Source organism: Salisaeta longa DSM 21114 (assembly GCF_000419585.1).
Classification (GTDB): Bacteria; Bacteroidota; Rhodothermia; order Rhodothermales; family Salinibacteraceae; genus Salisaeta; species Salisaeta longa.
The window spans coordinates 368,076-392,595 of the sequence record NZ_ATTH01000001.1; the positions used below are offsets into that span (position 1 = coordinate 368,076).

A 24,520-nucleotide genomic window follows, 5' to 3' on the forward strand; every position below is an offset into this window, starting at 1 on the left:
GGGCAGGCAGCACGCAATCGTACCATAGACGAGACGAGGACGGTCATGAGGCATTGCATACAGTGGATGGGTTGGCTTTTGGTGGGGGTGTTGGCGCTTCCCCTCCCGGCGCACGCGCAAGACGCGGGCGTCTTGCAGGGCGTGGTAACGGATCAAGACACGCAGGAACCGCTGCCGGGGGCCAATGTCGTGCTCGACGGCACCCAGCGCGGGGCCAGCACCGACGCGGACGGCGAGTACCGCATTGACGGCCTTCCGGCGGGCACCTACACGGTGCGCGTCACCTTTGTGGGCTACGAGCCGGCAACCCGTACGGTAGACATCGCGGCCGGCGAGACGGAAACCCTCGACCTGGTGCTCGCGCCGCGTACCTTCGTGGGGCAAGAGATTGTGGTGACGGGGTCGAAGCGGCCAGAGAAGCTGCTGGAGGCCCCGGTGACCATGGAGGCGATCAGCGCTGAGGAGCTGAACGTGAGCGGCGGCGGCACCTACCTCTCGGCGCTCTCCACCTTAAAAGGCGTCGACTTCGTGAACGTGGGCATCAACGGGCAGGGCATCTCGGCGCGTGGCTTCAACAACCACTTCAACACGCGTATGCTGCAAATGAAAGACGGACGCATCGCGCAGCTTCCGGGGACGGGCCTGCCGCAGGGCAACTTTCTGCCCACCTCGGGGCTCGACCTCAAAACCATCGAGGTGGTGGTGGGCCCAGCGGCTGCGCTGTATGGCCCCAACGCTCACACCGGCGTGGTGAACGTGATTACGAAGACACCCTGGGATCAGTCCGGCCTAGCGCTCGATGTGCGGGCCGGCCAGAACGACCTGGTGGATGTAAACGGCCGCGTGGCCGGCATCATCAGCGAGGATTTTGGGTGGAAGGTCACCGGGCAGTACATGACGGCCACCGACTACCGTCCGCCAGTGGGCGGCCCCAACGCCACCATGGCCGATTCAACGCATTACTTTGGCACGTCCTTTCACGAAAGTGCGCTCGTTGAGAACTACGAGATTGAGTCCATTCGCACCGAGGCCAGCCTCTATTACCGCCTCGGCGACGACTGGGAGATCAACGGCGTGTACGGCTTCTCGCAGAACGACAACTTTGGGCTTACCAACAACGGCCGCAACCGCATCAAGGGATGGCAGGTGCAGTACCAGAGCCTTCAGCTGAGCAGCGAGAGCTGGTTTGCGCAGGCGACGCACACCTCCAACGATGCCGGAAATACGTACCAGATCAACGGGGTGGCCACCAGCGCAACGGCCGTGATGCTGCAGGCCATGGCCAACGGCGCGTCGCCAAGCGAGGCGCGCCAGCAAGCCATCAATCAGCTGCCCGCATTGCGCGAGGCCAACCGGTTTGTGGACAACGGCGAGCTGTGGGACTCGGAGCTGCAGTACCGCACCACGTTCAGTGTGGGCGGCGGTAGCCTCGACCTCGTGACCGGCGGACAGTACCGCTACTACGCGCCCGACTCCGACGGCACGTTCCTCGCCGACGCCATTGGGCGCGACATCGACGCTACGGAGATTGGCGGCTACCTGCAGCTGGACTACCGCCCCACCGATCGGCTGCGCATCAACCTGGCCGGTCGGGTAGACACCCACAGCGAGTACACCACCCAGTTCAGCCCGAAGGCCGCGCTGGTGTACACCGTGGCGAAGAATCATAACCTGCGTGCCACGTACAACCGCGCCTTCAAAAGCCCCACCGTGCTGGAAGGCAACCTGTTCATTCCCATTCCCGTGCCCAGCGTAGCGCCGGGGTACGTGGTGAATGCACTGGGGAACTACACCGGTTACGTCATCCAAGACCCCAGCGGCACCGTCATCAACCGCATCGATCCGCTGGCGCCCGAGGAAGTAAACGCCGTCGAGTTGGGCTACAAAGGTGTGTTCGGCAAGCGGCTGTTCGTCGACGCGGTGCTGTACAACTCGTGGTACAAAAACTTTATCAGCCCGCTCACCACCGTCGCCAACGGCATCACCCAAATTCCCTTTTACCCCGACGGCCAGCCGGTCGATGCGCCGGGTAACAACCAGTTCAACGCGCTGTCGACCTACCTCAACTTTGGGGAAGCGGTGGTGCAGGGCGCCGATCTGGGCGTTAACCTCTTTCTGGGGAATCACTTTAACGTGAACGTCAACGGCTCGTACATTTACCTGCGCAGCTTTGAGGAGAGCGAGAGCGGCCAGCGCCTCCTGCTGAATGTGCCCAATACGAAGCTCAAGGGCACCATGACGATGCGCGACGTGGGCCTCAAGAATTCGTTTCTGAGCCTCTCGGGCCGGTGGCACAGCGCGTACGAATTTCGCTCGGGCTACTGGGACAGCGCGCGGTTCTACGCGGATGGCGAGGTGCCCAGCCGGTTTACCGCGGGCCTTACGGCAGGCTACGCCCTCCCGGACTACGGCGTCGACCTGAAGCTCAGCGTCACGAACCTGTTCAACAACAAGCGGCCCGACGTGCTGGGCGCGCCCGTCACCGAGCGCCTGATCTGGTTGTCGGCCACCTACTCGTTTAAGGGGCTTCGCTTCTAACACAATGGCCGGTGGTGCACCCGGAGCGGCGCGCCATCGGCCCCCTGGTCTCGTTTGCCTTCACCTGTTTAAGACCCACCATTTATGGCTGCACCACTCACCGATCGCGTAGCCCTCATCACCGGCGGAAGTCAGGGCATTGGGCGCGCCACCGCGGCGTTATTTGCGCAGCGCGGCGCGCGCGTCATCATCGCCGACGTAAACGAAGCCGCCGGCGCAGCGGCCGTGCAAGCGATTGAAGACAACGGCGGCACGGCGCAATTCGTGCCCACCGACGTCACCGACCGCGCCGCCACCGAGGCCCTCGCGGAGGCCGCGCAAGCAGCGTACGGCGCCCTTGACATCCTCGTCAACAATGCCGGCATCACGCGCGACGCCACCCTCGCCAAAATGGACGGCGACGCGTTCGATGCGGTGGTCGACGTCAACCTGAAGGGCGTATTCAACACCACGAAGGCCGCGCTGCCGTATCTGCAAGGGAGCGCGCACGGCCGCATCCTGAACGCCGCCTCGGTGGTGGGGCTGTACGGCAACTTTGGCCAAACGAACTACGTGGCCTCCAAGTCGGGCGTCATTGGCATGACCAAGACGTGGGCCCGCGAGCTGGGGCGCGACGGCATCACCGTCAACGCGGTGGCGCCGGGCTTTATCGAGACGCCGATGGTGGAGACCGTGCCCGACAAGGTGATGGATCGCCTCGTGAAGCAGACGCCGCTGGGGCGCCTGGGCCGGGCCGATGACATCGCCCGCGCCTATGCGTTTCTGGCGAGCGACGACGCGGCGTTCATCACGGGCGCTGTATTGAGTGTCGACGGCGGGCTGGTGCTGTAACGCGCCGCCCGTTCGCTACCCATCCACCCATCTTCCCCCTGCCATGCGACACGCACAACTTCTGGGTACCGGCCTGTATGCGCCGGAGCACGTTGTGACCAACGATTACTTCGATGCCCTGTACGGCGAAGACGTCGACAGCTTCTTGCGCGCGAACCGCAACATCATCGAGCGGCGGTACGCCACCGACGAGCAATCGACCTCCGACCTGGCCGTAGAAGCCGCGCGCGACGCCCTCGCCGATGCGGGCGTAGCCCCCGATGCCCTCGACCTCATCATCGTCTCCACCGACACCCCCGACTTCCTCTCGCCGTCTACCGCGGCCGTCGTGCAAGACAAGCTGAAGGCCCCAAACGCCGCGACGTTCGACCTGAACACGGCCTGCGCGGGGTTCGTGACGGCGCTCGACACGGCGCGCAAGTTCGTGGAGGCCGACGCGCGCTACCGCCGGGTGCTCGTCGTTGGCGCGTATCTGATGAGCCGCTTCATCGACTACGAGCAGAAAAACGTCGCGTCGCTCTTTGCCGATGGCGCCGGCGCGGCCGTGATCGGACCTACCGATGATGCCCAACAGGGCGTGCTGGCTTCGGAGCTTATCTCGAAGGGCGAGTACCACAGCTACATGGGCGTGTACACCGGCGGCGCGGCCCGCCCCGTCACCGACGCCCACGCCGAGCGCACCCAAAAACTGGCCTTCCGCAAGAAATTTCCCGACGGCTTCAACCCCGATCAGTGGACAACAATGGTGCGCACGCTGGCCGACCGGCTGGACGTAACGCCCGCCGCTGTGGATCGGTACTTCTTTACGCAGATCAACATCCAGAGCATCCGCGAGACGATGGACCGGCTGGGCCTCCCCCACGACCGGGCGCACAACGTCATGGACCGTTTCGGCTACACGGGCAACGCGTGTGTGGCCATGGCGCTCGCCGATGCCGACGATCAGGGCCTGCTCGCGCCCGGCGACCTGATCTTTCTCATTGCCTCCGGCGGCGGCGCGGCCCTCGCGGGGATCGCGCTCCGCTGGCCGGCGCGCTAACAACAGGCGCTGCGTGTTTTGCTTCCCTTCATCCAAGAGACCATGACCGAAACGGCGATTGCCTGGACCTTTTTCGTGGGCTATCTGGTGCTGGTGGGCATCGCAGCCACCATCGGCATTCGCAAGATGTCGGGGTTTGATGCGTTCTCGGTGGGCAGCCGAAACGTGTCGCCCGTGCTGGTGGGGTTGTCGCTGGCGGCCAATCTGACGAGCGCCGCGACGTTCATCATTAATCCCGGCCTCATCTACCTGTACGGCGTAAGCGGCGTCGTGGCCTACGCGATGGCGCTGCCGCTGGGCGTGTTCATTGGCCTTATCGTCTTCTCGAAGGCATTTCGGCGCGTGGGCGATACCGTAACCGCGCGCACGGTGCCGCAATGGATTGGCGATCGCTTTGGGGATCGGCGCCTCAAGGTCTTTTTTGCCGTCGCCAGTCTGCTGCAAATTGCCTTTCTGGTGCTCATCACCGTGGGGCTTACGCGCGTCCTGGCGAACGTTTTGGCGCTTCCCATGCTTGCGGCGATGGCGCTTACGCTGCTCATCCCGCTCGTGTACTTGTTTTGGGGCGGCGCCAGTGCGCACACGCTCACCAACGCCGCACAGTCGGTGCTCATGATAATGGTGGCGTTGCTGTTGCTCGCCAGCGGCGCCCACTACCTCGCCGACGGCCTCGACGGCTTCCTGGCGCAATTGGCAACCATCGACCCGGTGCTGGCGCAGCCAATTAACCCCCAGAGTCTGCTCTTTCGTGACTGGTTTGAGGTGGTGGTGGCAAACGTAGCCATCGGCATCGCCATCGTCAACCAGCCGCACGTCATGTCGAAGGCGCTCTACCTGAACAGCAAGCGCGATGTCAACACGTACCTCGCCACGGCCATCGGCGTGCTGGTGCTGTTCTTTTTGGTCATCGTGGTGGGCCTCTACGCGCGGCTTCTCATGCCGCAGGCGGGCCTCGCCCCCGACGCGGTGGTGCCCACCTACATCGTAGACGTCTTTGGGCCGGTGATGCGCTCGGTCATCCTCATCGGATTGGTGGCGGCGGGTTTTTCCACCATGGAGGGGTTGCTCGTGGCCCTCTCCACCATCTTCACCAACGACCTGTACCGCCCGTGGGCCGCGCGGCAGGAGCTGGCAGAAGACGTAATTGAGCGGCGGAGCCTCCGCTACAGCCGGCTCTTTCTGGTGGGCCTCGTCCCGGTGGTCGCGCTCATCAGCTACCAGCAGATTGTGGATCCGAACCTCTCGGTGGCCATCCTCGGCCAAAACGGCGTCTACGCCCTGTTTGCGGCCACGTTTGTGCCCATCCTGTTCGGCATTTTCTCGGATCGCATTCGCACCGGCACGGTGTTTCTGTCCGCCGTCGTCGCCCTGATCGTGCACTTTGGCATGTACTACGGCGAGGTGACGGTGTATGCCAACAACCCGGCCGTACCGGCCTTCTGCGCGCTGGTGGCCAGCACGGCCGTGGCCCTCGTCGGGCAGGCGCTGCGCCCGGCCGATTCGCCTACGTCTGCAACGACCCCCGCAACGTCCTCATGATTCGCACCGACTGGCTGGCGCGCAACGCGCTGTACACCCCCGAGGCGCCCGCGCTGGTGTGGGCGCCCACCAATGCCCGCTACACCTTTGCCGACCTCGACGCGCAGGGCGCGCGCCTGGCGCACGCGCTGCAGCACACCATGGGCCTGGCCCCGGGCGATCGCATCGCCGTGCTCTCGGAAAACAGCGTCGCGCATGTGCTGCTGTTCATCGCCGCACAAAAAGCGGGCTTCGTGCTGGTGCCGCTCAACTACCGGCTGGCCGCGCCCGAGCTGGCGTATCTGCTCGACGATAGCGCGCCGGCGGTGTGCTTCTACCACGACGCCTTTGCCGACACCATGCACGCCATCGCCTGGGACGGCGCCCGCGAGCCGCTCGATGCCGTGCAGCGCCTCGTAGAAACCGCTCCGGCCGACCCCTCGCCCGGCCCGTCGCCCGCGTTCACCGACCCGCTGATGATCTTGTACACCTCCGGCACCACCGGCCGGCCAAAGGGCGCGCTCATCACGCATCGGATGCTCTTCTGGAACAGCGTAAACACCGAGCTCCGCCTCGACCTCACCGCGCAGGATCGCTCGTTCAACGCCGCGCCGTTCTACCACACCGGCGGCTGGAACGTGCTCCTGACGCCGTTTTTGCACCATGGCGCCTGCACCGTCCTCTACCCGTCGTTTGATGCCGAAGCCCTGTTGCAGCGCTGCGCCGACGACGCGCTCACCATCGTGTGGGGCGTGCCCACGATGTTGAAGCAGATGGCCGCAGCACCCAACTTTTCTGCCGAGACGCTCCGCTCGGTGCGGTACGCCATCGTGGGCGGCGAGGCCATGCCCGAGCCGCTCATTCGCACCTGGCAAGACGTGGGCGTGCCCATCCGGCAAGGCTTTGGCATGACGGAAGTGGGCGTCAACTGCTTCTCGCTGCCCGCGCGCGACGCCCTCCGCAAAATCGGCTCCATCGGCTTTCCCAACTTCTACATCGACACGCGCGTGGTAGACGACGCCGGCAACCCGGTGCCGCCCGGCACGCCCGGCGAGTTGCACATGCGCGGCCCCGTGGTAACGCCCGGCTACTGGAACGACCCGGAGGCCACCGCGGCCGCGATTGACGCCGACGGCTGGTTTGCCACCGGCGACCTGGTGCGCACCGACGACGAAGGCTACTTCTACGTAGTGGGCCGAAAGAAGGAGATGTACATCAGCGGCGGCGAGAACGTGTACCCGGCCCAAATCGAGGCGGTGCTGCACGAACATCCGGCCGTAGCCGAGGCCGCGGTGGTGGGGGTGCCCGATGATCGCTGGGGCGAGGTGGGGGCGGCGTTCGTTGCGCTGCACGCCGATGCCAACGCCAACGCCGATGCCGACGCGGTGCGCGCCCATTGCGCCGCCCGCCTGGCCCGCTACAAGGTGCCCAAGCACATCCGCATCCTGCCCATGCTGCCCAAGGGCCACAGCGGCAAGATCCAGAAAAGCGCGCTGCGCGACCGCTTCCGCGACGAGGCCGCTCCCCCCTGATCGGTGCCGCCGGTTACCGATCGCCCACTGCTCCCAACGTCAATACCCCCAAACGCCCATGATTGCTCTTCTTATAGGTCTCGCGCTTATGACGCCTGCCCCCGATTCGCTTCCGCACTACCCGGCCGACGTGCAGCACGTGCAGGTGGGCGACTATCGCACGGCCTACGTGGACCGCGGCGACGGGCCGGTGCTGTTGTTTGTGCACGGGCTGGGCTCCAACCTGTCGCTTTGGCGGACGGCACTGGACACGTTTGCCGAAACGCATCGGGTGGTAGCGCTCGATCTGCCCGGCTTTGGACTCTCGGAGAAGGCCGACGTGCCGGCGACCATGCCGTTCTTTGCGCAGCACGTGGCGGCGTTTATGGACACGCTGGGGATTGCGCGGGCGACGTACGTGGGCGTTTCGATGGGCGGGCAGGTGGGGCTTACGCTGGCGCTCTCTGCGGAGGCGCGCGTGGCGCGGATGGTGCTGGTGTCGCCGGCGGGCATCGAGCAATTTACCGCGGAGGAAGCCGCCACGCTCAAGCAGCTCACCACCCCGCAGGCCATCGCGCAGTCTACCGATGCGCAGGTGGCGCAAAGCGTGCGGGCCAACTTCGACACGTGGTCGCCCAAGCACCAGTGGCTGATCGAACAGCGGCATGCCCTTGCGCAGCGCGACGACTTTTCGGCGTATGCCGCGGCCAATGCGCGGGCGGTGGCGGGTATGCTCGACGGCGCGGTGTACGACCGCCTCGATACGCTCTCGATGCCCATGCTGGTGCTCTTTGGCGCCGGCGACCGGCTCATCCCGAATCCGTATTTGCATCCCGAGCAGACCATCGACGACGTGGCGGATGGTGCGCGCGCGGCGCTGCCGTCGGCTACCGTAACGGTGGTGGAGGACGCCGGGCACCTGCTCATGCTGGAGCGTCCCGCGGCCTTCCGTACCCACGTGCGCCCCTTCCTGCAACAGACGCGCACGCCCTAAGGCGCGCGCCGGGCGCTGACACGAGGCGCGCCCCACATCCAAACACTGACGCGCGTCGCGGGTCTATGGGAGAACACCCATCTGCTGCAGACCCCGGCTTGCCTATGCCCCTCATTCGGCCCGCGCAGTCCGACGACCTCCCCACCGTGCGCGCCCTCTTCACGGCGTATGCCGAGGCCCTGGATTTTACGCTCGACTTTCAGGGCTTCCAGGAAGAGCTAGACGCCCTCCCGGCGCCCTACAGCGCCCCGGCGGGCACCATTCTTTTGGGCGAACTGGACGGAACCATTGCGGGCGTCGTTGCGCTCAAACCGCTGACGGTCGACGGCGCGGCAGACGCGGCGTGCGAGATGAAGCGGCTGTACGTGCGTCCGGCCTACCGGGGCTACGGCCTGGGCCGCACCCTGGGCGCAGCCATCGTGACGGCGGCCTGCGAGCGGGGCTATGCCGCCATGTACCTCGACACCGTCGCCTCGATGCACGCGGCCCGCGCGGTGTACCGGTCGCTGGGCTTCTCGCGCACGGAGGCTTACTACCATAACCCGCTGCCCGATGTGGTGTACATGAAGCGTTCCCTCACCTAATCTCCCGTGTCTATGGTTCGTTTGATGCTTGCGGCGTTCTTCTCCGGCGTGCTCTTTGCGCTGAGCGGCTGCACCCCCGATGCGGAGCCAACCGGCGACGCCGCCACCGGCTTCACCGCCGAAGGGCGGCTTGCATTTCTGGCGCCACAGGGCGATACGCTGACGACCATCGCCATCGAAATTGCTGACACGCCCGACACGCGGGCCCGCGGACTCATGCGCCGCCGCTCGCTGGGCTACAACCGGGGCATGCTGTTCATCTACGACGTGCCCGACACCAACGGCATGTGGATGAAAAACACCCCGCTGCCGCTCGACATCATCTTTGTGAATGAGCAGAAAGAGGTGATTAACATCGCGCGCCGCACCACGCCCTTCTCCGAGACGCCCATTCGTCCGGACCAGCCGGCGCTGTACGTGGTTGAGGTGCGCGCCGGGTTTGCGAAACGATTCGGCATCACGTCCGATACGCGCCTGCAGTGGACCCGCACGTCGTAGTTCCCCCGCACCGTTTGCCGCCTCGCATGCTTGTACGCTCTCTTCTTCTCGCGCTCCTCGCTGGGTTGCTCCTTGGGGGATGCGCCAACGACGGGCAGCAGACGCCGCCCGCTTCGTCCTCGTCGGACGACACGGCCCGCACGATTCCCTTCGACCCCGAAGGCACGCTGGCCGTGCTGCAGGGCCGCGATACCACGGTCACGCTCACCATTGAAATTGCCGAGACCGATTCGGCGCGCACGCGCGGGCTGATGGAGCGTACGTCGCTGCCGGAGCGCTCGGGGATGCTGTTTCCGTTTCCAGAGGAGCGCACGCAGAGCTTCTGGATGGCCAATACCCCGTTGCCGCTCGACATCATCTACATCAACAGCGACTCGCAGATCGTAGACATCGCCAAGTACACGCAGCCCTTCTCCTCGAAGAACATCACCTCGGATGCCCCCGCGCAGTATGTGCTGGAGGTATCCGCCGGGGTGGCCGATAGCTACGGCATTTTGGTGGGCGACGCGGTGCGGTGGACGCGCACCGAGCCGACCCAAACGCCCTAACGCTTTGCGCTAGCCTTCACACAAAAGCCATCGCAGCCCATTGGCTTTTGCACAACGCGCAGATCGAGTACACGTTGGCGCTCGTGTTCTATCGATGCATTCCACAGCTTCCGCGTCCATGACGCGATGTTGACGCATTCATCCAGAAGGGCGGAGGGATCAGGCCCCGCGATGCCCTGGCAACCGCTGGCGCTCATGCGCCGGAACGGTGCCACATCCTGCCTTGCCGTGGCAAGGAAAGATGACCACCAGCGCGCTCCGCGTACGTATGCGGCGCATGGCTTCTGCACTTCTGGGTGAGCCCCTTACCGTCCTTTTGCTCTCACCCGCTCCCTGCAATGACGTCTACCGATTCGCCGCGCGCCTCGGCTACGGCGCTGCTCCCGCTCGTTCTGTTTCTGGGCCTCTTCTTTGGCGTTGGGCTGTACCATCAGCTCAATGGCACCGACTACGCATTCTACCAGCTGAAATCGCCCGTGGCCATCCTGCCGGCGCTGGCCCTGTCGGTATGGCTGGGGCGCGAGCGCCTGGAGGAAACCTTCGACACGTTGCTGCGCGGCATCGGCGACAAAAGCATCATCCTGATGTGCCTGATCTACCTGCTGGCCGGGGCGTTCTCGACGGTGATGGAAGCCATTGGCGGCGTTGCGGCGACGGTGAACCTTGGGCTGGCGTACGTGCCCTCGGCGCTGTTGCTGCCGGGCCTGTTCGTGATTAGCGCGTTTGTGGCTACAGCCATGGGTACGTCGATGGGCACGGTGGCCGCGGTGGCCCCCATCGCCGTGGGCCTCAGCACGTCCACCGACCTCTCGACGCCCCTTACGGTGGGCACGGTCATTGGCGGGGCGATGTTTGGCGACAACCTGTCGGTCATTTCCGATACCACAATCGCTGCCACCCGCACGCAGGGCTGCTCGATGCGCGACAAGTTTCGGGCCAATGTTGCCATCGCGGTGCCGGCGGCGCTGGTTACGGTGGTGGGCCTGGGCATTTGGGCCGATGCCCCGGCGCAGCCCACCGGCGGGGCCTACACGCTGGTGCAGGTGCTGCCGTACCTGGCGGTGCTGGGCCTGGCCGTCGCGGGCCTCAACGTGCTCATCGTGCTCAGCACCGGCCTCGTGCTGGCGGGCGGCGTCGGGCTGTGGGCGGCGGGCTACGGGTTGGGGACGTACGCCAAAGACATCTACGCGGGCTTCGAGAGCATGATCGAAATCATGCTGCTGTCGATGCTGATTGGCGGCCTCGGCGCGCTCATGAAACAGCAAGGCGGCCTGCAGTGGATCACGAACCAGATCGTGGGCTTCACGCGTCGCGTGGCCGGAAAAGATCCGCGGGCGGGTGAGCTGGGCATCGGCGCGCTGGGCGCGTTGGGCGATGCGCTAACGGCCAACAATACCGTCTCGATCTTGCTGGCGGGCGACGTGGCCCGCTCCATTGCCGAGCGCCACAACATTTCCCCGGCACGCAGCGCCAGTATGCTCGACATCTTTGCCTGCGTGATGCAAGGGTCGCTGCCCTACGGCGCGCAGTTTCTGCTGGCGGGCTCCATCGCCGGGCTCTCGCCCCTGGCGCTGGTGGGCACCGTGCACTACACCTGGATCTTGGGCCTCTTTACGCTGGGCGCGATCTTTTGGGGCTTCCCCAAGCGCTACGCGGCGGTGCCTGCATCGACCGTGCCGGCGGCTGCGGAGGCCTCTTGACCGGCGCTGCGCTGCCGTCTATTGCAAAAGACGTGCAACGCACAACAGAGCGCGGGGGCCGGGGCTGCAAATGAAGGACGCAGCGCTTATGTTAATCATCCACCCGGATCTACTCTTCACGGATGCCTCGCTTCGTATGCTGTTTGCCCGTCGCCTCTTTGCTGTGGCCTGTGCGCTACTTCTGGTGGGCGGAAGCCCGCTCAGCGCCCGCGCCCAAGACGACCCGTTGCCCGCGGTTACGCGCACGTTTGCCATCACCAATGCCCGCGTCGTGCAGGCGCCCGGCCAGGTGCTAGAGCGGGCCACGGTGGTGGTGCGCGACGGCCTCATCGAAGCGGTGGGCCCGTCGGTCGACATTCCCTTCGACGCGCAGCGCATCGCGGGCGACTCGCTCACCGTGTACGCCGGATTCATCGACGGATTCGGCCACATTGGCATCGACATGCCCAAGCCTAAGGAATACGACGTTGAGCGGCCGGGGAGTCCGCCGCCGGGACGCGCGGGCATCCAGCCGGAACGGCGGGCCGCTACGTTTTTGGATCCGTCGGATGCTTCGGTAGGGGCATGGCGCAAGATCGGCTTCACGACGGCGCACATTGCGCCCGAGGGGCAGATGCTCCCGGGGCAAGGGGCCGTGGCGCTGCTGGCTGGTGCACAGCCCAGCGCCATGATTTTGGAAGCGCCCACGAGCCTGTACGCGCAGCTGGAAGGGTCGCGGGGCGACTGGAACTCGTCGGTCTACCCCAGCACCCCGATGGGCGTGCTGGCCCAATTCCGCCAGCTGTACCGCGAGACGGCGCGCCGCCGCACCCTCCTGCAGCAGTACGAAACGTCGCCGCGCGGCATGGAGCGCCCGCCGCACGATCCGCAGCACGACGCCTTGCTGCCGGTGGTGGCCGGCGAGCGTCCGGTGGCCTTCTTTAGCGAGGACGTTCTGGACATCCACCGCATCCTGGCCCTGAAGAACGAACTGGGCTTTCCGCTGATGCTCACCGGCCTCAACGAGTCGTTTCGGGCGGTGGAGGCGCTGCGGGATGCCGACGTTCCGCTCTTTTTGACCCTGGCGCTGCCCGATGCTCCCGATGCCGTGGTGGAGGACTCGGTGGCGGCCGCACCGGTCACGCCGGCGCCGCAGGGCAGCTTCTTTGAAACCGACCTTCGCACGCGCTCGCATGAAGACGTGGGGGCCGAGGCCGACGCGTTGCAGCGCCGCCTGAAGGCCGAGGTGCAGCGCTACTACGCAACGCCCGCTACGCTGCGCGGCGCCGGCCTGCGCTTCGGGTTTAGCTCCAAGAACGCAACGGCTACCGACGTGCGGGCCAACCTACGGCTGATGCTGCAGCATGGCCTCTCGGAAGACGCGGCCCTCGCGGCGCTCACCACCGATGCGGCCGCCCTGCTGGGCCTTAGCGACCGTCTGGGCACCGTCGAAGCGGGTAAAATCGCCAACCTGGTCGTTACCGATGGCAGCTACTTTGCGAAAGACACCAACGTAACCCACGTATTCGTCGAGGGCCGCGTGTTCGACTATAGCGCCGAGGAGGCGTCGGGCGGCGTCACGGCCTCGGTGGAGGCGTTGGTGGGTGCGTGGTCGTACAGCGTCGACACGCCGCAGCAAACGTTTACGGGCACCGTCACGCTGTCGGGCACGCAAGAGACGCTCAGCGGCACGATTACCTCGCCGGCGTCGGGCGAAGCAACCCCGCTGGAAGACCTCTCCTTTGACGGGACAACGCTCTCGTTTGCGTTTGATGCCGGCGAGATTGGCACGGTCAGCTTCAGCGGAACCGTGCAGGGCGACACCGTCGATGGCTCGGCGTCGTCGTCGTACGGCACCTTCCCCATGATGCTCGAACGCACCGACGCGCCGCAGTAGCCACCGCCTGCTCCCGCTCGCTTCTTTTGGTACTTCTTTAAGCCCATGACCCGACTGCTTCTCCTGCTCCTTTTCGTGCTTGCCGCTGCGCCTGCGCAGGCGCAAGACCTCCTGCGGGCCAATGCGCCCAACGATTGGCTGATCACCAACGCGACGGTGCTCACCGTCACCAACGGCGTCCAAGAATCGGCGGACATCCTGGTGCAAGATGGAAAAATTGCCGCGGTGGGCTCCAATCTCTCGGCGCCCGAGGGCATTGCGACGTACGACGCCAGCGGGCAATACGTGATGCCGGGCATTGTGGATGCGCATTCGCACATCGCCATCAGCAGCGTGAACGAAGCGACCGCGCCGGTGACGGCCCAGGTGGGCGTGGGCGACGTGCTCGATCCGTTCGACGTTGCGCTGTACCGCGCCCTGGCGGGCGGCGTTACTACCTCGCACGTGATGCACGGCTCGGCGAACGTGATTGGCGGGCAGAATGAGACGATCAAGCATCGCTACGGGGTGATCACGCCGGATGCGCTGCGATTGGAGGGCGCGCCGCGGACGATCAAGTTTGCGCTGGGCGAGAACCCGACGCGCGTGCATGGCGAGGGCAACGAGGTGGTGCCGCAGACGCGGATGGGCGTCGAGCAGGTGATCCGCACCACGTTCCATAAGGCGCAGCGATACATGGCAGCGCAGGCGGCCTACCGGAACGGCGAGCGCGACGCGCCGCCGCCCCACAGCGAGCGAATGGACGTTATCGCGGACATCTTGCGGGGCGAGGTACTGGTGCAATGCCACTCCTACCGCGCCGACGAAATCTACATGCTGATGGAGGTGTTTGAGGATTTTGGCGTGACGAACTACACGTTCCACCACGTCAACGAAGGATTTAAAGTGGCCCCCGAGCTCGCGGCGCACAACGCCGGGGCCTCCATCTTTTCCGACTGGTGGGCCTACAAGTTCGAAGTGTACTACTCGACGGCCTACAACGCCGCGATCCTGACGAAGAATGGCGTTACGACCTCCATCAACTCCGACTCGCCCGAGCTCAACCGGCACCTGTACCATGAGGCGGCCAAGGCGCAGCACTACGGCGGCCTCTCGGACACGCAGGCGCTGTCGCTCATCACGATTAACCCGGCGCGCCAGCTTGGCATTGCCGATCGGGTCGGCTCCATTGAAGTGGGCAAAGACGCGGATCTGGCCATCTTTAACCGCCACCCGCTATCCATTTATGCCATTGCGCAGCGCACGTATGTAGACGGCGTGGTGCGCTTTGATCGGCAGAATGACCCGGACGATATGCGGCTGCGCGTGAACCCGGAGCGTCCCGTGGAAACGGCGTACGACTGGTCGGACACGGGCAAGCGCCACGGTAGCTGCATGCAGGGCACGGGCCTTCATGCCACGCAGCGCGGCCTGTACTTGAAGTAACGCCTCCCTCGCCGCTCGCTCTTTTACGGACCTCTTTTGCTATGCGCCTCCTTCTTACGTTTTGCCTCACGCTCCTCCTCACCGCGCCGCTCGACGCGTCTGCACAAAAGACGCCCGGCCGGCAGGGCACCTTTGCGCTTACCAACGCGCGCCTCGTGACCGTTACGAGCGATACGATTTCCGGCGGTACCCTGGTCATCCGGGCCGATACCATCGCGGCCCTCGGGACGAACGTGGCGGTGCCCGACGATGCCGAAGTGATCGACTGCACCGGCCTCACCGTGTATCCGGGCCTGATTGACAGCGGCACGCGGCTGGGCCTGGTGGAGGTGGGCTCGCTCTCCGAGACGCGCGATTACAACGAAATCGGCGATCTCACCGCGCACATGGACGCCCTTACGGCGGTAAATCCGAACTCGGTCAACATCCCGGTTACGCGGGTCAACGGCATCACCACGGTGCTCGCGGAGCCGTCGAACGGCTTGCTGCCGGGCGCGGCCTCCATGATTGACCTGCACGGCTACACGCCCGATCAGATGCACCGGAGCTTTACCGGGCAGGTGCTCAACTTCCCGTCGACCGGCCGGCGCGGCTGGTGGGACGACCGCAGCCCGGAGGAAATTGAGAAGCAGGCCAAGAAGGCCATCAAGAAGCTCAGCGACGTGTGGGACCGGGCCGAGCTGTATGCGCGCATCGACTCGGCCGCTGCCGCGGGCGACCGGCGCGCGCCCACCTACGTGCCCAGCATGGAGGCGCTCCTCCCGGTGGTGCGGGGCGAGCAGGCGCTCATCATCAAGGCAAGCAAGGCCTCCGACATCACCAAGGCGCTGGAATGGGCCGCGGCGCGCGGCCTTACCGATCAGGTTATTTTGAGCGGTGCGCAGGAGGGCTGGCGCGTGGCCGATGCCATTGCAGCCGCCGGCGTGCCGGTGCTCGTGGGGCCGGTGCTGTCTGTACCCACGCGGCCGTCGGACCGGTACGACAAGGCATACGCCAATCCGGGCTTGTTGGCCGAAGCCGGCGTGCAGCTTGCGATTCGCACCGGCGGCGCCGAGAACGTCCGTAATTTGCCGTACAACGCCGGGTTTGCCGCGGCCTACGGGTTGGGCAAAGCCGCGGCGCTCAAAGCCGTGACCATCGCGCCGGCGCGCATCTTTGGCATTGCGGACGCCGTCGGATCGCTGGAGGTGGGCAAGGTGGCGAACCTGTTTGTGACCAACGGCGACCCGTTTGAGACCACGACGCAGGTGCAGCACCTCTTTATTGAGGGCTACAAGCTGCCGCTGGAAAGCCGCCATACGAAGCTCTACGACGAGTTTCTGAACCGGAATCCGGGCGTCACCGAATAAGAGACGTAACGCTCGCGAATCGCGATAGCGTCCATGGCCATGACCAGAAGTTGGGTGAAGCGTATGCGTTGGTGCGGGGTGCTCCTCCTGTTGCTTTTGCACGGTACGTCGCTGGCGTATGCCCAACCAGACGTGGCAGCGCTCGCAGCGGAGCGCGTGGCCGCCGAGCGGGCCCATCTGTGGCGGGTGGGCGCGTGGGGCGCGCTCAACGCAGCAGGGGGCCTTGCGCTGGTCGCGGGCCTGCGGCGGTCGGAGCGGCCGGCGGGCTGGGGCTTTGGCGCGCAGTCGGCGGCGTGGGGCGTGGTGAACATGGGCATTGCCGCGGCCGGTGTGCTCGCGGGCGACGCGACGCCGCCCCCATCCTACGCCAGGGCGCTGGCGGCCGAGCGCACCTTTCACGACATTCTGCTCCTCAACATGGGCCTCAACGTGGCCTACAGCGCTGTCGGAACGACGATGCTGATTGCCGGGTCGCGGGGTGTGCGGAATGCCGCGGCGTGGCGGGGGCACGGCACCGCGCTCATTGTGCAGGGCGCGGGGTTGTTCGTGCTCGACGGGCTCGCGCTGTGGGCGTCGCGGGGCCGCCTGGATCGCCTCCTCGCGCATTCTGCTGAGGCTATGAGCGGCCTCTCGATGCACGTGGCCCCCGGGGCGGTGCTGCTCACGTATCAGTTTTAGCGGCACGCCGGTTGTACAGGAGCGGGCGCCGCTGCGTGCGGGACAGCGCTTGGCCCCGGTGTCATTGCGAGAGTCCGCGGAGGGCTTCGACGGCTTGGTGCTGAGCGGCGGAGTCGGGCGCATGCTGCTGGGCGGTTTGCAGCGCCTGTTGTGCAGCCGCGCGAATGCGTTCGGGCGACCAGGTGCCCTGGAGCTGACCCAAGGCGTTGGCCACCACGGCGGCCTCTGCGCTGTTCTGTTCGATCAGCATCTCGGTGTAGCGGCTCAAGGCGTCACGCTGCGCGGGCGTCAGCTCGCCCTGTAGCAACCACTGCTCGATCATGCGCGAGGCCACCAGCTGCTCCGCAATAGCAGGGGGCAGGTCGCGGTTTTCGGCAAGGAACTGCTGGGCGTTCTGCTGCGCCTCTTCCCACGACGGCGCGCGGGCGATGGCATCGCTGAGGCGCGCCTGGGCCTGATTGAGCGCATCGGTGAGGGCCTGCTCCTGCGCAGGGGTTAGGTTCAGCTCGGACCGCAATCGGACCTCGGCGCTGTCCAGGAGGGCATTGACCTGCGCCTGTGCGGCGTCCTTCAGCTGGTTCTTCAGCCGATCGGTGCGTTCCGACTGGCAGCCGGCAACAAGCAAGAGGGCGAGGCAGCAGAGAAGGCGAACCATGGGACCAGCGGGGTTGGGAGCGCGGAGGGCGTGTACGGTAGATACGGCTTGCACGCCGCAGGTGCAACCGCGTGCCCGAGCAGCTGCGCCCCCAACGCGCATCGCCTGTAGTGTGATCGTCCTGTATGCAGCGTTGCGCCGCACTGCGGAGACTGCCCGATTGTGGAGATTGCCGCGTCGCTTCGCTCCTCGCAATGACACCAGAGGTGTAGTAGAAAAACAGGGCCAGAATGGTTCAGATGACCGATCAGCTCGTTTCGCCCAACTGCACGTCCAACGTGCCAAAACAGTAAGCCCTTCCATGTCATCGCGAGGACCGAACGTATGTGAGGGACGCGGGGGCCGGAGGCCATGCCCCTGGTGGGGCCGAAGGTCATATCTATGATGCGATCTCCATGTACGAAATAACACGTACAATTGCGGCGGTTGCCCCTCCGGGATGACCTAAAGGCCCCCTCTCAGGAAAACCTTCGGCCTCGCCGGCGGGATTACCTAAAGGCCCCCGCGTACCACGGGAATGACCTACGGCGCTTGCCTTTGGCTCCTCGCAATAGCAACATTCGTTAATGATGGAAGTGCGGCGTCGATGGTTCAAATGGTCTTTCGGGGCGGTTCACTCCACAGCGCGCGCAGCGCGTGAGAAAGCAAAGACCATTGGGGGCTCGCGAAGCGTGCGGTCGTCCAACTTTCGGTGAATTGAATGGCGTGGCGTATCTTCTTCATCCGTCATCCATTGACAACCGCGCCGTTTCGTCCTACGTTATGCAATCCGCCTACGGGTCCATAGCTCAGTTGGTTAGAGCGCTACGTTGACATCGTAGAGGTCAGTGGTTCGAATCCACTTGGACCCACCGCTTGCGTCCCGCCCGCTGCCCCTATGTTTCGATTGCCGGTGTACATCCAACGATTTACGCGAACGCCGAACGGGGCGGGCGACGCGTGTGCGTAGGGGGTGCACCTGTTCGTTTTGCGAGCGCCTACACCCGGCGCCTCGCCCGCTGTTGTTGACGGCGCTCTGCCCCCTGGCGGAGCGCTTTTTGTTTGCCTCGTCCTCCGATCATCGACCCTTTGCTTGCCCATGGCTGCCGACGCTTCGTCCATCACCCTCACCCTTCCCGACGGCTCTACGCGCACCTACCCGGCGGGCACGACGGGCTACGAGGTTGCGGAAAGCATTGGCGCCGGCCTGGCGCGCGCGGCCCTCGCCATTGAAGTGGACGGCACGGTGCGCGATCTCGACCGCCCGATCCTGAAGGACGCGTCCATCGCCATTCTGACGTGGGACGACCCGAAGGGCAAGGAGACGTTCTGGCATTCCTCGGCGCACCTGATGGCGGAGGCGCTGCAAGCCCTCTACCCCGACGTGAAGTTTACCATCGGGCCGCCCATCGCGCAGGGGTTCTACTACGACGTCGACCTGGGCGACCGCTCGCTGTCCAGCGACGACTTCGAGCAGATCGAGGCCAAGATGCAGGAGCTTGCGCGCCGCGATGTGCCCTACGAGCGCCGCGAGGTCTCCAAGGACGAGGCCGTGGCGTACTACGAGCGCGCAGACAACCCGTACAAGCTGGAGCTCATTGAGGGGCTGGCCGACGGCGAGATCACGTTTTACGAGCAGGGCGACTTCACCGACCTGTGCCGCGGGCCGCATATTCCCTCCACGGGGCGCATCAAATATCCGAAGCTGCTGTCGGTGGCCGGGGCCTACTGGCGCGGCGACGAGACCAACCCGCAGCTGACGCGCCTCTACGGCATCAGCTTTCCGAAGAAGAAGCTCCTCGACGCGTTTCTGGAGCGCCAGCGCCTTGCGAAAGAACGCGACCACCGGAAGCTGGGCCGCGAGCTGAAGCTCTTTACGTTCAATGCCGAAAAGGTGGGGCCGGGCCTGCCCATGTGGCTGCCCAAAGGCGCTACGCTGCGCGAAACGCTCCAGGATTTTCTGAAAGACGAGCAGCTCAAACGGGGCTACGAGCCGGTGGTTACGCCGCACATTGGCCGCCTCGACCTCTACCGCACCAGCGGCCACTACCCGTACTACAAGGAAAGCCAGTTTCCGCCCATCCTGTTTGAGCAGGACGGCGACGCGGAGGATGGCTACCTGCTCAAGCCCATGAACTGCCCGCACCACACGCAAATCTATGATCACGAGATGCACTCGTATCGTGATTTGCCGGTGCGCCTGGCCGAGTTTGGCACCGTGTACCGGTACGAGCAAACCGGCGAGCTGGGCGGGCTGACGCGCGTACGCGGCTTCACACAAGACGACGCCCACATTTTTTGCACGCCGGATCAGCTCAAGGCAGAGTTTAAGGACGTCATCGACCTGACGCTGAAGGTGCTGGGCGCGCTCGACTTCACGGAGTTTGAGGCCCAAATCTCGGTGCGCGATCCGGACGACACCGAAAAATACGTGGGCGACGACGCGTTGTGGACGCAGGCCGAGCAGGCCATCCGCGAGGCGGCGGCCGAGATGGGCCTCGACGCCCGCGAGGAAACGGGCGAGGCGGCGTTCTACGGCCCCAAACTCGACTTCATGGTCGAGGATGCGCTGGGCCGGGCCTGGCAGCTGGGCACCATTCAGGTGGACTACAACCTGCCGGAGCGCTTCGACCTCACGTACGTCGATGCCAACGACGAACGGCAGCGCCCCGTCATGATTCACCGGGCACCGTTTGGCTCGCTGGAGCGCTTCATTGGCGTGCTGATTGAGCACTGCGGCGGCGACTTCCCCACGTGGCTCGCGCCGGTCCAAGCCGCTGTCTTGCCCGTGAGCGACGCCTTCAACGACTACGCGCACCAGGTGGCGCAGCAGCTGCGTGCCGCCGATCACCGCGTCACCGTCGATGACAGCGACGAGACGGTGGGCTACAAGATTCGCGAGGCCGAGACCCAAAAGATTCCGTACATGCTCGTTGTGGGCGGCCGCGAAGAAGAGGCCGGCACGGTGGCCGTGCGCGCCCACGGCGAAGGGCAGCAAGACGTGGTGCCCGTAGACGCGTTCGTGCAGCAGCTCACCGATGAGGTGGAAGCGGCCAAGGCGTAGGCTGACGGCTGTACAGCGCCGGCCCGAGGCTAAGCCGTCTCGGGCTGCGGCTCGTTTAGGTCGTCGTGCGGGAGGCTGCCGCGGTGCGAGCGGAGGTAAATGAACGGCGTGTGCTCCAGGAAATTGGACACCCGCCCCGTGTACACGTCGGCATAGCGCTCCACCTGCCGGGCAAAGAGGCTCTTGTCCTTGCCCGTACGCATCAGCGGGCCCCAGTTTTCGTTGACCAGCGAGCTTGCGGCTTTCGCATACGGCGCGATGCGCTCGTCGAGCGCCACGATGCGTTCCTTGAGTGCGGCCATGTCGTTGGCCAGCGCCTCGGTGGATTCACCGTTCTGCGGCCCGTACGAATCAATGAGGCGTTGGCGCTGCAGGCGCATCGCCGAGTATTCGGCCTCCATCTCCTCTTTTTTCTGCATCATGGCCGTGAGCGTGCGCTCGTCGTCGGCAAACGACTGGAACGCGGCAATCTCCTCTTCCAGCTCGCGCACCACGAGGGCCGTGCGCCAACGCAGCACCTTCTTGGAGATGTTGACGTCAACGAACAGGTGATCGCCCACGTACAGAATTTCTTCGCCGCGAAGATCGAGCGTCTCCTCCACCAGCGCCGCGTTGCCGCCCACGTACACCGCGCCCTGCGTCAGCGGGCCGCCGCCGTGCTCGCGCAAGAGGCCGTCCTCGTCCACAACCTTGAAGGCCGGAATGCGCACCGAGAAGAAGTCGGGTTTGCGGGCGCCTACAATGGCAATGTCGAACAGATCGCGCCACGTCATGCCGTCGGGCAGAAAGCGGTTGAAGGCATACGCGAGCATCGGGCGGGCGTAGCTCCACTCCGAGTTGGTGATGAGCAGCAGCTTCTTGCCGGCTGCTTTTTGGTCGAGCAGCGTGAGGGGCATCTCGGCATCCAGGTCGACAAAGCGCCCGGGATCGTCAATGATTTCCTCCTTCAGGCGCCCCTCCATGTGGGCCTCATCCAGCGTTTGCTGTACGGCATCGTACAGGTCGTCGTAGCCCATGGCGTGCGACAGCTGTCCGGCATCCAGCAAATCCACGAGCTGCATGTACATGCAGGCCGCCGAGATGGTGAACAGCGTGTTGAGGAAGTGCCACCGCGCATCGCCGAGGTCGACCAGGGTGCGCTGGTAGACGCGCCGTTGCTCCTCGAAGCCCAGCGGCTCGGTGCCGTGAAACGCCCGCTTCACATACCCAAAGCGGTTGGCCTTCACCACGTTGCCCATCTCCGTATCGATGATGAGGCCGCGGATGGCCAGGTCCGGATCGAACGACAGCTGGCTCACGGGCCACCCGCGTGCTTGCAAACCCTCCTTAATGAACCGGTAGGCCTGCTGCTCCCATGCGCGCATGTGGTAATGGATCAGCGTGTAATCCATGTCGTACCCGATGGCGTGGATGCCGCGCAGGTTAAGCGTTCGGTTGCAAAAGAGTCCGCGGGTGGACGATTGGTCGGCCATAGCACAGGGGATTTGGAAAAAAGCGGGCTTCGCTATACGAGGAGGACGGGGTAGTGCTTCGTCGTTGCCATATGTTAACAGCAAATCGTTTAGAGATCACATCTACAGGTCTATGATTCGTTTTTGGGGAATGTGGGCGCTCGTGTTTGTCTTGTCATCCACCGCGGCGCGCGCCCAAACAGACGGCTTGCAGCAACTGGACGATGCGGTGCAGGTCTTTTTGCAGCAGCAGCACACGCTCGGCCACCTGCCGGATGCGTTTTTGCGCCAGCAGCCGCTCTCGGTGGAAGCCGCGCAGGCGTATCTTGACTCGCTCGCGGCGCTAGATTCCGCCCAGACGGTGCTCGCCCCTGCTTCGCGGCGGCGCCTGCAGTGCTTGCGGGGTTTGTGCAGCAACCCGCGGGCCCGCTGGCTCAACAACCGGGTGGGGTGGCTCTACGAAAACGGCCGCGACCTGGTGTCGGCGTCGGGCGATGGCTACGCGCTGCAGCTCAATCCGCTAATGTACGCCACCTACCAACCGGCGCAGGTGAGCGGGGCCGCGGGCGCGCCATCGGCCATTTGGCGCAACACGCGGGGCGTGCGGGTGTCGGGGCACATCGGCGAGCACTTGTTCTTTGAGTCGCGCCTCACCGAAAATCAGGAGCAGCGGGTGCGGCCCAACTTTAGCAGCACCGGGCGCGAAGGCACGGCGCCGCGGCAGGGCTTTGTCCTGCGCCCGGCGCCCAACACGCTGGATTACACCGGGGCAACGGGCGTCGTAGGATTCCGCTCGCGCTTCTTCGAGGTGCGCTTCGGGCAGTCGCGCAACCGGTGGAGCACGGGGCCGGGGAGTTTATTTCTGTCGGACTACGCGACCAACTACACGCACCTCCAGCTTCGCACCACCGTGGGGCCGGTGCAGTACACCAACCTCTTTGCGCGGTTCGTTGATGGCGACCGGCTGGCGCCGCAGGGCAACCGCGTGGATGCGATCCAGCCCCGCCGCTACGGTGCGTTCCACCGCCTGTCCATCAACATTACCGATCGGCTGAACGTGGGGCTCTTCGAGTCGGTGATTTTTGCGCCCGAGCAAGACTCAACGGTGAGCCGCACCGGCTTCGACCTGGCCTATCTGAACCCCATCATCTTTTACCGCGCCGTGGAGCGCGACCTGGGCAGCCCCGACAATGCCATGATTGGCGTGGATGCGTCGTGGATCGTAACGCCGGGCGTGCAGGTGTACGGCCAAATGCTGCTGGATGAGCTGTTGGCCAAGTACATTGGCGACGGCTGGTGGTCGAACAAGTGGGGCTTTATGGCCGGGGTGCACTACGTGCCGCCGCAATGGCCGGCCTTCTCGGCGCGCATCGAGTGGGCGCGGCAGCGTCCGTACCTGGGCGCGCACCGGTTTGCGGGGAACGGTTTTGCGCACTGGAGCGACTACCTGGGCCACCCGGCCGGACCCAACAGCATCGACTACGCGGTTTTTCTGAAGTATCGGCCGGCGGGGCCGTGGCAGGCGGGCCTCAACCTTTCGTACACGCGGCGCGGGCGCAACACCGCCACCCAAAACTTCGGGTCGGATCCCACCGTGCCGAGCACCACGCGCGCCCGTGACTTTGGCGTCGACATCTTGCAGGGCGTGCGCCAGGCGCGGTGGATTGTGGAGGGCCATGTGGGCTACGAGGTGCTGCCGGGCTTTTTTGCCGAGGCGACGCTGCAGGCGCAGGGCATTGACGACGCGGCGGAGGGCGTTACGCGGTGGGTGGCGCCGGGCCTCGCGCTGCGATGGGGCCTGCCGTTTGGTAGCATCCGCTACTGAGAACCGGGCGGGGATTGGCGTTGCATCTCGCGGCGGCGCATGGGCATGGCGTCGATCCGCTCGAAGAGGGTGCGGGCGTTGACCGGCGCGTCGTATCGGGCCTTTACGGTGCCGTCTTTGCCGATGAGCAGCACCGCGAAGCGGTCGCCCGGAATGGCAAAGCGGGTGCGCAAGGCGCGGGCGACGGCGGGGCCGCTGCGCGCTGAGGGGCGTTCGCCCAGCATGGGGGCAAGCACGGCGTTGGTAGCCCCTTGCACGTGGATGACGCGCAGGTCGCGTTCTGCAAATCCGGCGCGGTGCGGGGCCCAGCGGGCGCGTTGGGCGTGGCGCGCGGTCGTATCACCGGGCGGCGAAAACACGAGCAGGAGCCGGTAGCGCCACCGGTAATCGGAGAGGTCTCTGTCGAGCGTGTCGGCGGGCATCGCAAGGGCCAGGCCCAGGAGCAAAACAATCATAG

The 24,520-nt window shown here is 65.3% G+C and carries 19 protein-coding genes, 1 tRNA gene and 1 riboswitch; of the genes, 17 read left to right on the plus strand and 3 right to left on the minus strand.

Translation table 11 applies throughout. The annotated features are described in order from the left end of the window. Nucleotides 1–66: 66 nt before the first annotated feature. The 14 genes from SALLO_RS0101635 to SALLO_RS0101700 all read left to right on the plus strand — a co-directional run bounded on the left by SALLO_RS0101635 (nucleotide 67) and on the right by SALLO_RS0101700 (nucleotide 17,089). Nucleotides 67–2,538, plus strand: a complete 2,472-nt coding sequence (locus tag SALLO_RS0101635) for a TonB-dependent receptor (RefSeq protein WP_022834589.1) — start codon at nucleotides 67–69, stop codon at nucleotides 2,536–2,538. A gap of 84 nt (nucleotides 2,539–2,622) precedes the next feature. Continuing rightward, entirely contained in the window at nucleotides 2,623–3,369 is a 747-nt protein-coding gene (fabG, locus tag SALLO_RS0101640; protein WP_022834590.1) for a 3-oxoacyl-ACP reductase FabG, read from the plus strand. 43 nt (nucleotides 3,370–3,412) lie between these two features. Then, nucleotides 3,413–4,408 (plus strand): 3-oxoacyl-ACP synthase III family protein, encoded by a 996-nt coding sequence (locus tag SALLO_RS0101645; protein WP_022834591.1) that lies wholly within the window; start codon nucleotides 3,413–3,415, stop codon nucleotides 4,406–4,408. 18 nt (nucleotides 4,409–4,426) lie between these two features. Beyond that, a complete protein-coding gene (locus SALLO_RS14465) occupies nucleotides 4,427–5,947 on the plus strand; it encodes a sodium:solute symporter family transporter (protein ID WP_022834592.1) in 1,521 nt (506 codons plus the stop codon). Next, a complete protein-coding gene (locus SALLO_RS0101655) occupies nucleotides 5,944–7,458 on the plus strand; it encodes an AMP-binding protein (RefSeq protein WP_022834593.1) in 1,515 nt (504 codons plus the stop codon). Before SALLO_RS14465 ends, SALLO_RS0101655 begins: the two co-directional genes overlap by 4 nt. Nucleotides 7,459–7,516: 58 nt before the next feature. After that, nucleotides 7,517–8,431, plus strand: coding sequence for an alpha/beta fold hydrolase (locus SALLO_RS0101660; protein WP_022834594.1), 915 nt, complete (start codon nucleotides 7,517–7,519; stop codon nucleotides 8,429–8,431). Nucleotides 8,432–8,535: 104 nt separating this feature from the next. Continuing rightward, nucleotides 8,536–9,015, plus strand: a complete 480-nt coding sequence (locus tag SALLO_RS0101665; protein WP_022834595.1) for a GNAT family N-acetyltransferase — start codon at nucleotides 8,536–8,538, stop codon at nucleotides 9,013–9,015. A gap of 12 nt (nucleotides 9,016–9,027) precedes the next feature. Continuing rightward, nucleotides 9,028–9,513, plus strand: a complete 486-nt coding sequence (locus SALLO_RS0101670) for a DUF192 domain-containing protein (RefSeq protein ID WP_228702754.1) — start codon at nucleotides 9,028–9,030, stop codon at nucleotides 9,511–9,513. A gap of 26 nt (nucleotides 9,514–9,539) precedes the next feature. Next, nucleotides 9,540–10,061: a DUF192 domain-containing protein gene (locus SALLO_RS0101675; protein ID WP_022834597.1), complete on the plus strand. Its 522-nt coding sequence runs from the start codon at nucleotides 9,540–9,542 to the stop codon at nucleotides 10,059–10,061. Between the two features lie 135 nt (nucleotides 10,062–10,196). After that, a riboswitch (SAM riboswitch) is annotated at nucleotides 10,197–10,309 on the plus strand. A 90-nt stretch (nucleotides 10,310–10,399) separates the two neighbouring features. Further along, a complete protein-coding gene (locus SALLO_RS14470; protein WP_022834598.1) occupies nucleotides 10,400–11,761 on the plus strand; it encodes a Na+/H+ antiporter NhaC family protein in 1,362 nt (453 codons plus the stop codon). A gap of 88 nt (nucleotides 11,762–11,849) precedes the next feature. Continuing rightward, nucleotides 11,850–13,637: an amidohydrolase family protein gene (locus SALLO_RS14475; protein WP_169577867.1), complete on the plus strand. Its 1,788-nt coding sequence runs from the start codon at nucleotides 11,850–11,852 to the stop codon at nucleotides 13,635–13,637. Nucleotides 13,638–13,682: 45 nt separating this feature from the next. Then, nucleotides 13,683–15,062 (plus strand): amidohydrolase, encoded by a 1,380-nt coding sequence (locus SALLO_RS14480; RefSeq protein WP_022834600.1) that lies wholly within the window; start codon nucleotides 13,683–13,685, stop codon nucleotides 15,060–15,062. 41 nt (nucleotides 15,063–15,103) lie between these two features. Beyond that, entirely contained in the window at nucleotides 15,104–16,411 is a 1,308-nt protein-coding gene (locus SALLO_RS0101695) for an amidohydrolase family protein (RefSeq protein WP_022834601.1), read from the plus strand. A 33-nt stretch (nucleotides 16,412–16,444) separates the two neighbouring features. Further along, nucleotides 16,445–17,089, plus strand: a complete 645-nt coding sequence (locus SALLO_RS0101700) for a DUF6992 family protein (RefSeq protein WP_228702755.1) — start codon at nucleotides 16,445–16,447, stop codon at nucleotides 17,087–17,089. A gap of 61 nt (nucleotides 17,090–17,150) precedes the next feature. Here SALLO_RS0101700 and SALLO_RS0101705 read toward each other — a convergent pair whose 3' ends face one another. Continuing rightward, complete coding sequence (locus tag SALLO_RS0101705) at nucleotides 17,151–17,744, minus strand: hypothetical protein (protein WP_022834603.1); 594 nt, start codon at nucleotides 17,742–17,744, stop codon at nucleotides 17,151–17,153. A 777-nt stretch (nucleotides 17,745–18,521) separates the two neighbouring features. Between SALLO_RS0101705 and SALLO_RS0101710 the strand changes: the two genes are divergently transcribed. After that, a tRNA-Val gene (locus SALLO_RS0101710) sits at nucleotides 18,522–18,595 on the plus strand. A gap of 227 nt (nucleotides 18,596–18,822) precedes the next feature. Continuing rightward, nucleotides 18,823–20,787, plus strand: coding sequence for a threonine--tRNA ligase (gene thrS, locus SALLO_RS0101715; RefSeq protein ID WP_022834604.1), 1,965 nt, complete (start codon nucleotides 18,823–18,825; stop codon nucleotides 20,785–20,787). Nucleotides 20,788–20,816: 29 nt separating this feature from the next. On the opposite strand, the gene SALLO_RS14485 is transcribed toward thrS, so the two are convergent. Next, nucleotides 20,817–22,259, minus strand: a complete 1,443-nt coding sequence (locus SALLO_RS14485; protein ID WP_022834605.1) for an HAD-IG family 5'-nucleotidase — start codon at nucleotides 22,257–22,259, stop codon at nucleotides 20,817–20,819. Nucleotides 22,260–22,371: 112 nt separating this feature from the next. Here SALLO_RS14485 and SALLO_RS14490 point away from each other — a divergent pair, with 112 nt between their 5' ends. Continuing rightward, entirely contained in the window at nucleotides 22,372–24,063 is a 1,692-nt protein-coding gene (locus tag SALLO_RS14490) for a hypothetical protein (protein WP_169577868.1), read from the plus strand. On the opposite strand, the gene SALLO_RS14495 is transcribed toward SALLO_RS14490, so the two are convergent. Further along, on the minus strand, nucleotides 24,057–24,518 hold the full coding sequence (locus tag SALLO_RS14495; protein WP_040605704.1) for a DUF4174 domain-containing protein: 462 nt from the start codon (nucleotides 24,516–24,518) through the stop codon (nucleotides 24,057–24,059). The genes SALLO_RS14490 and SALLO_RS14495 overlap by 7 nt on opposite strands. Nucleotides 24,519–24,520 lie beyond the last annotated feature (2 nt).

What these genes read in the sequence shown, in the direction of transcription:
- thrS (WP_022834604.1), top strand. Translation starts at nt 18,823, where the DNA reads ATGGCTGCCGACGCTTCGTCCATCACCCTCACCCTTCCCGACGGCTCT.
- SALLO_RS0101675 (WP_022834597.1), top strand. Translation starts at nt 9,540, where the DNA reads ATGCTTGTACGCTCTCTTCTTCTCGCGCTCCTCGCTGGGTTGCTCCTT.
- SALLO_RS14470 (WP_022834598.1), top strand. Translation starts at nt 10,400, where the DNA reads ATGACGTCTACCGATTCGCCGCGCGCCTCGGCTACGGCGCTGCTCCCG.
- SALLO_RS14475 (WP_169577867.1), top strand. Translation starts at nt 11,850, where the DNA reads ATGTTAATCATCCACCCGGATCTACTCTTCACGGATGCCTCGCTTCGT.
- SALLO_RS0101655 (WP_022834593.1), top strand. Translation starts at nt 5,944, where the DNA reads ATGATTCGCACCGACTGGCTGGCGCGCAACGCGCTGTACACCCCCGAG.
- SALLO_RS0101635 (WP_022834589.1), top strand. Translation starts at nt 67, where the DNA reads ATGGGTTGGCTTTTGGTGGGGGTGTTGGCGCTTCCCCTCCCGGCGCAC.
- SALLO_RS0101705 (WP_022834603.1), bottom strand. Translation starts at nt 17,744, where the DNA reads ATGGTTCGCCTTCTCTGCTGCCTCGCCCTCTTGCTTGTTGCCGGCTGC.
- SALLO_RS14480 (WP_022834600.1), top strand. Translation starts at nt 13,683, where the DNA reads ATGACCCGACTGCTTCTCCTGCTCCTTTTCGTGCTTGCCGCTGCGCCT.
- SALLO_RS0101645 (WP_022834591.1), top strand. Translation starts at nt 3,413, where the DNA reads ATGCGACACGCACAACTTCTGGGTACCGGCCTGTATGCGCCGGAGCAC.
- SALLO_RS14490 (WP_169577868.1), top strand. Translation starts at nt 22,372, where the DNA reads ATGATTCGTTTTTGGGGAATGTGGGCGCTCGTGTTTGTCTTGTCATCC.
- SALLO_RS14485 (WP_022834605.1), bottom strand. Translation starts at nt 22,259, where the DNA reads ATGGCCGACCAATCGTCCACCCGCGGACTCTTTTGCAACCGAACGCTT.
- fabG (WP_022834590.1), top strand. Translation starts at nt 2,623, where the DNA reads ATGGCTGCACCACTCACCGATCGCGTAGCCCTCATCACCGGCGGAAGT.
- SALLO_RS0101665 (WP_022834595.1), top strand. Translation starts at nt 8,536, where the DNA reads ATGCCCCTCATTCGGCCCGCGCAGTCCGACGACCTCCCCACCGTGCGC.
- SALLO_RS14495 (WP_040605704.1), bottom strand. Translation starts at nt 24,518, where the DNA reads ATGATTGTTTTGCTCCTGGGCCTGGCCCTTGCGATGCCCGCCGACACG.
- SALLO_RS0101670 (WP_228702754.1), top strand. Translation starts at nt 9,028, where the DNA reads ATGGTTCGTTTGATGCTTGCGGCGTTCTTCTCCGGCGTGCTCTTTGCG.
- SALLO_RS0101700 (WP_228702755.1), top strand. Translation starts at nt 16,445, where the DNA reads ATGGCCATGACCAGAAGTTGGGTGAAGCGTATGCGTTGGTGCGGGGTG.
- SALLO_RS0101695 (WP_022834601.1), top strand. Translation starts at nt 15,104, where the DNA reads ATGCGCCTCCTTCTTACGTTTTGCCTCACGCTCCTCCTCACCGCGCCG.
- SALLO_RS0101660 (WP_022834594.1), top strand. Translation starts at nt 7,517, where the DNA reads ATGATTGCTCTTCTTATAGGTCTCGCGCTTATGACGCCTGCCCCCGAT.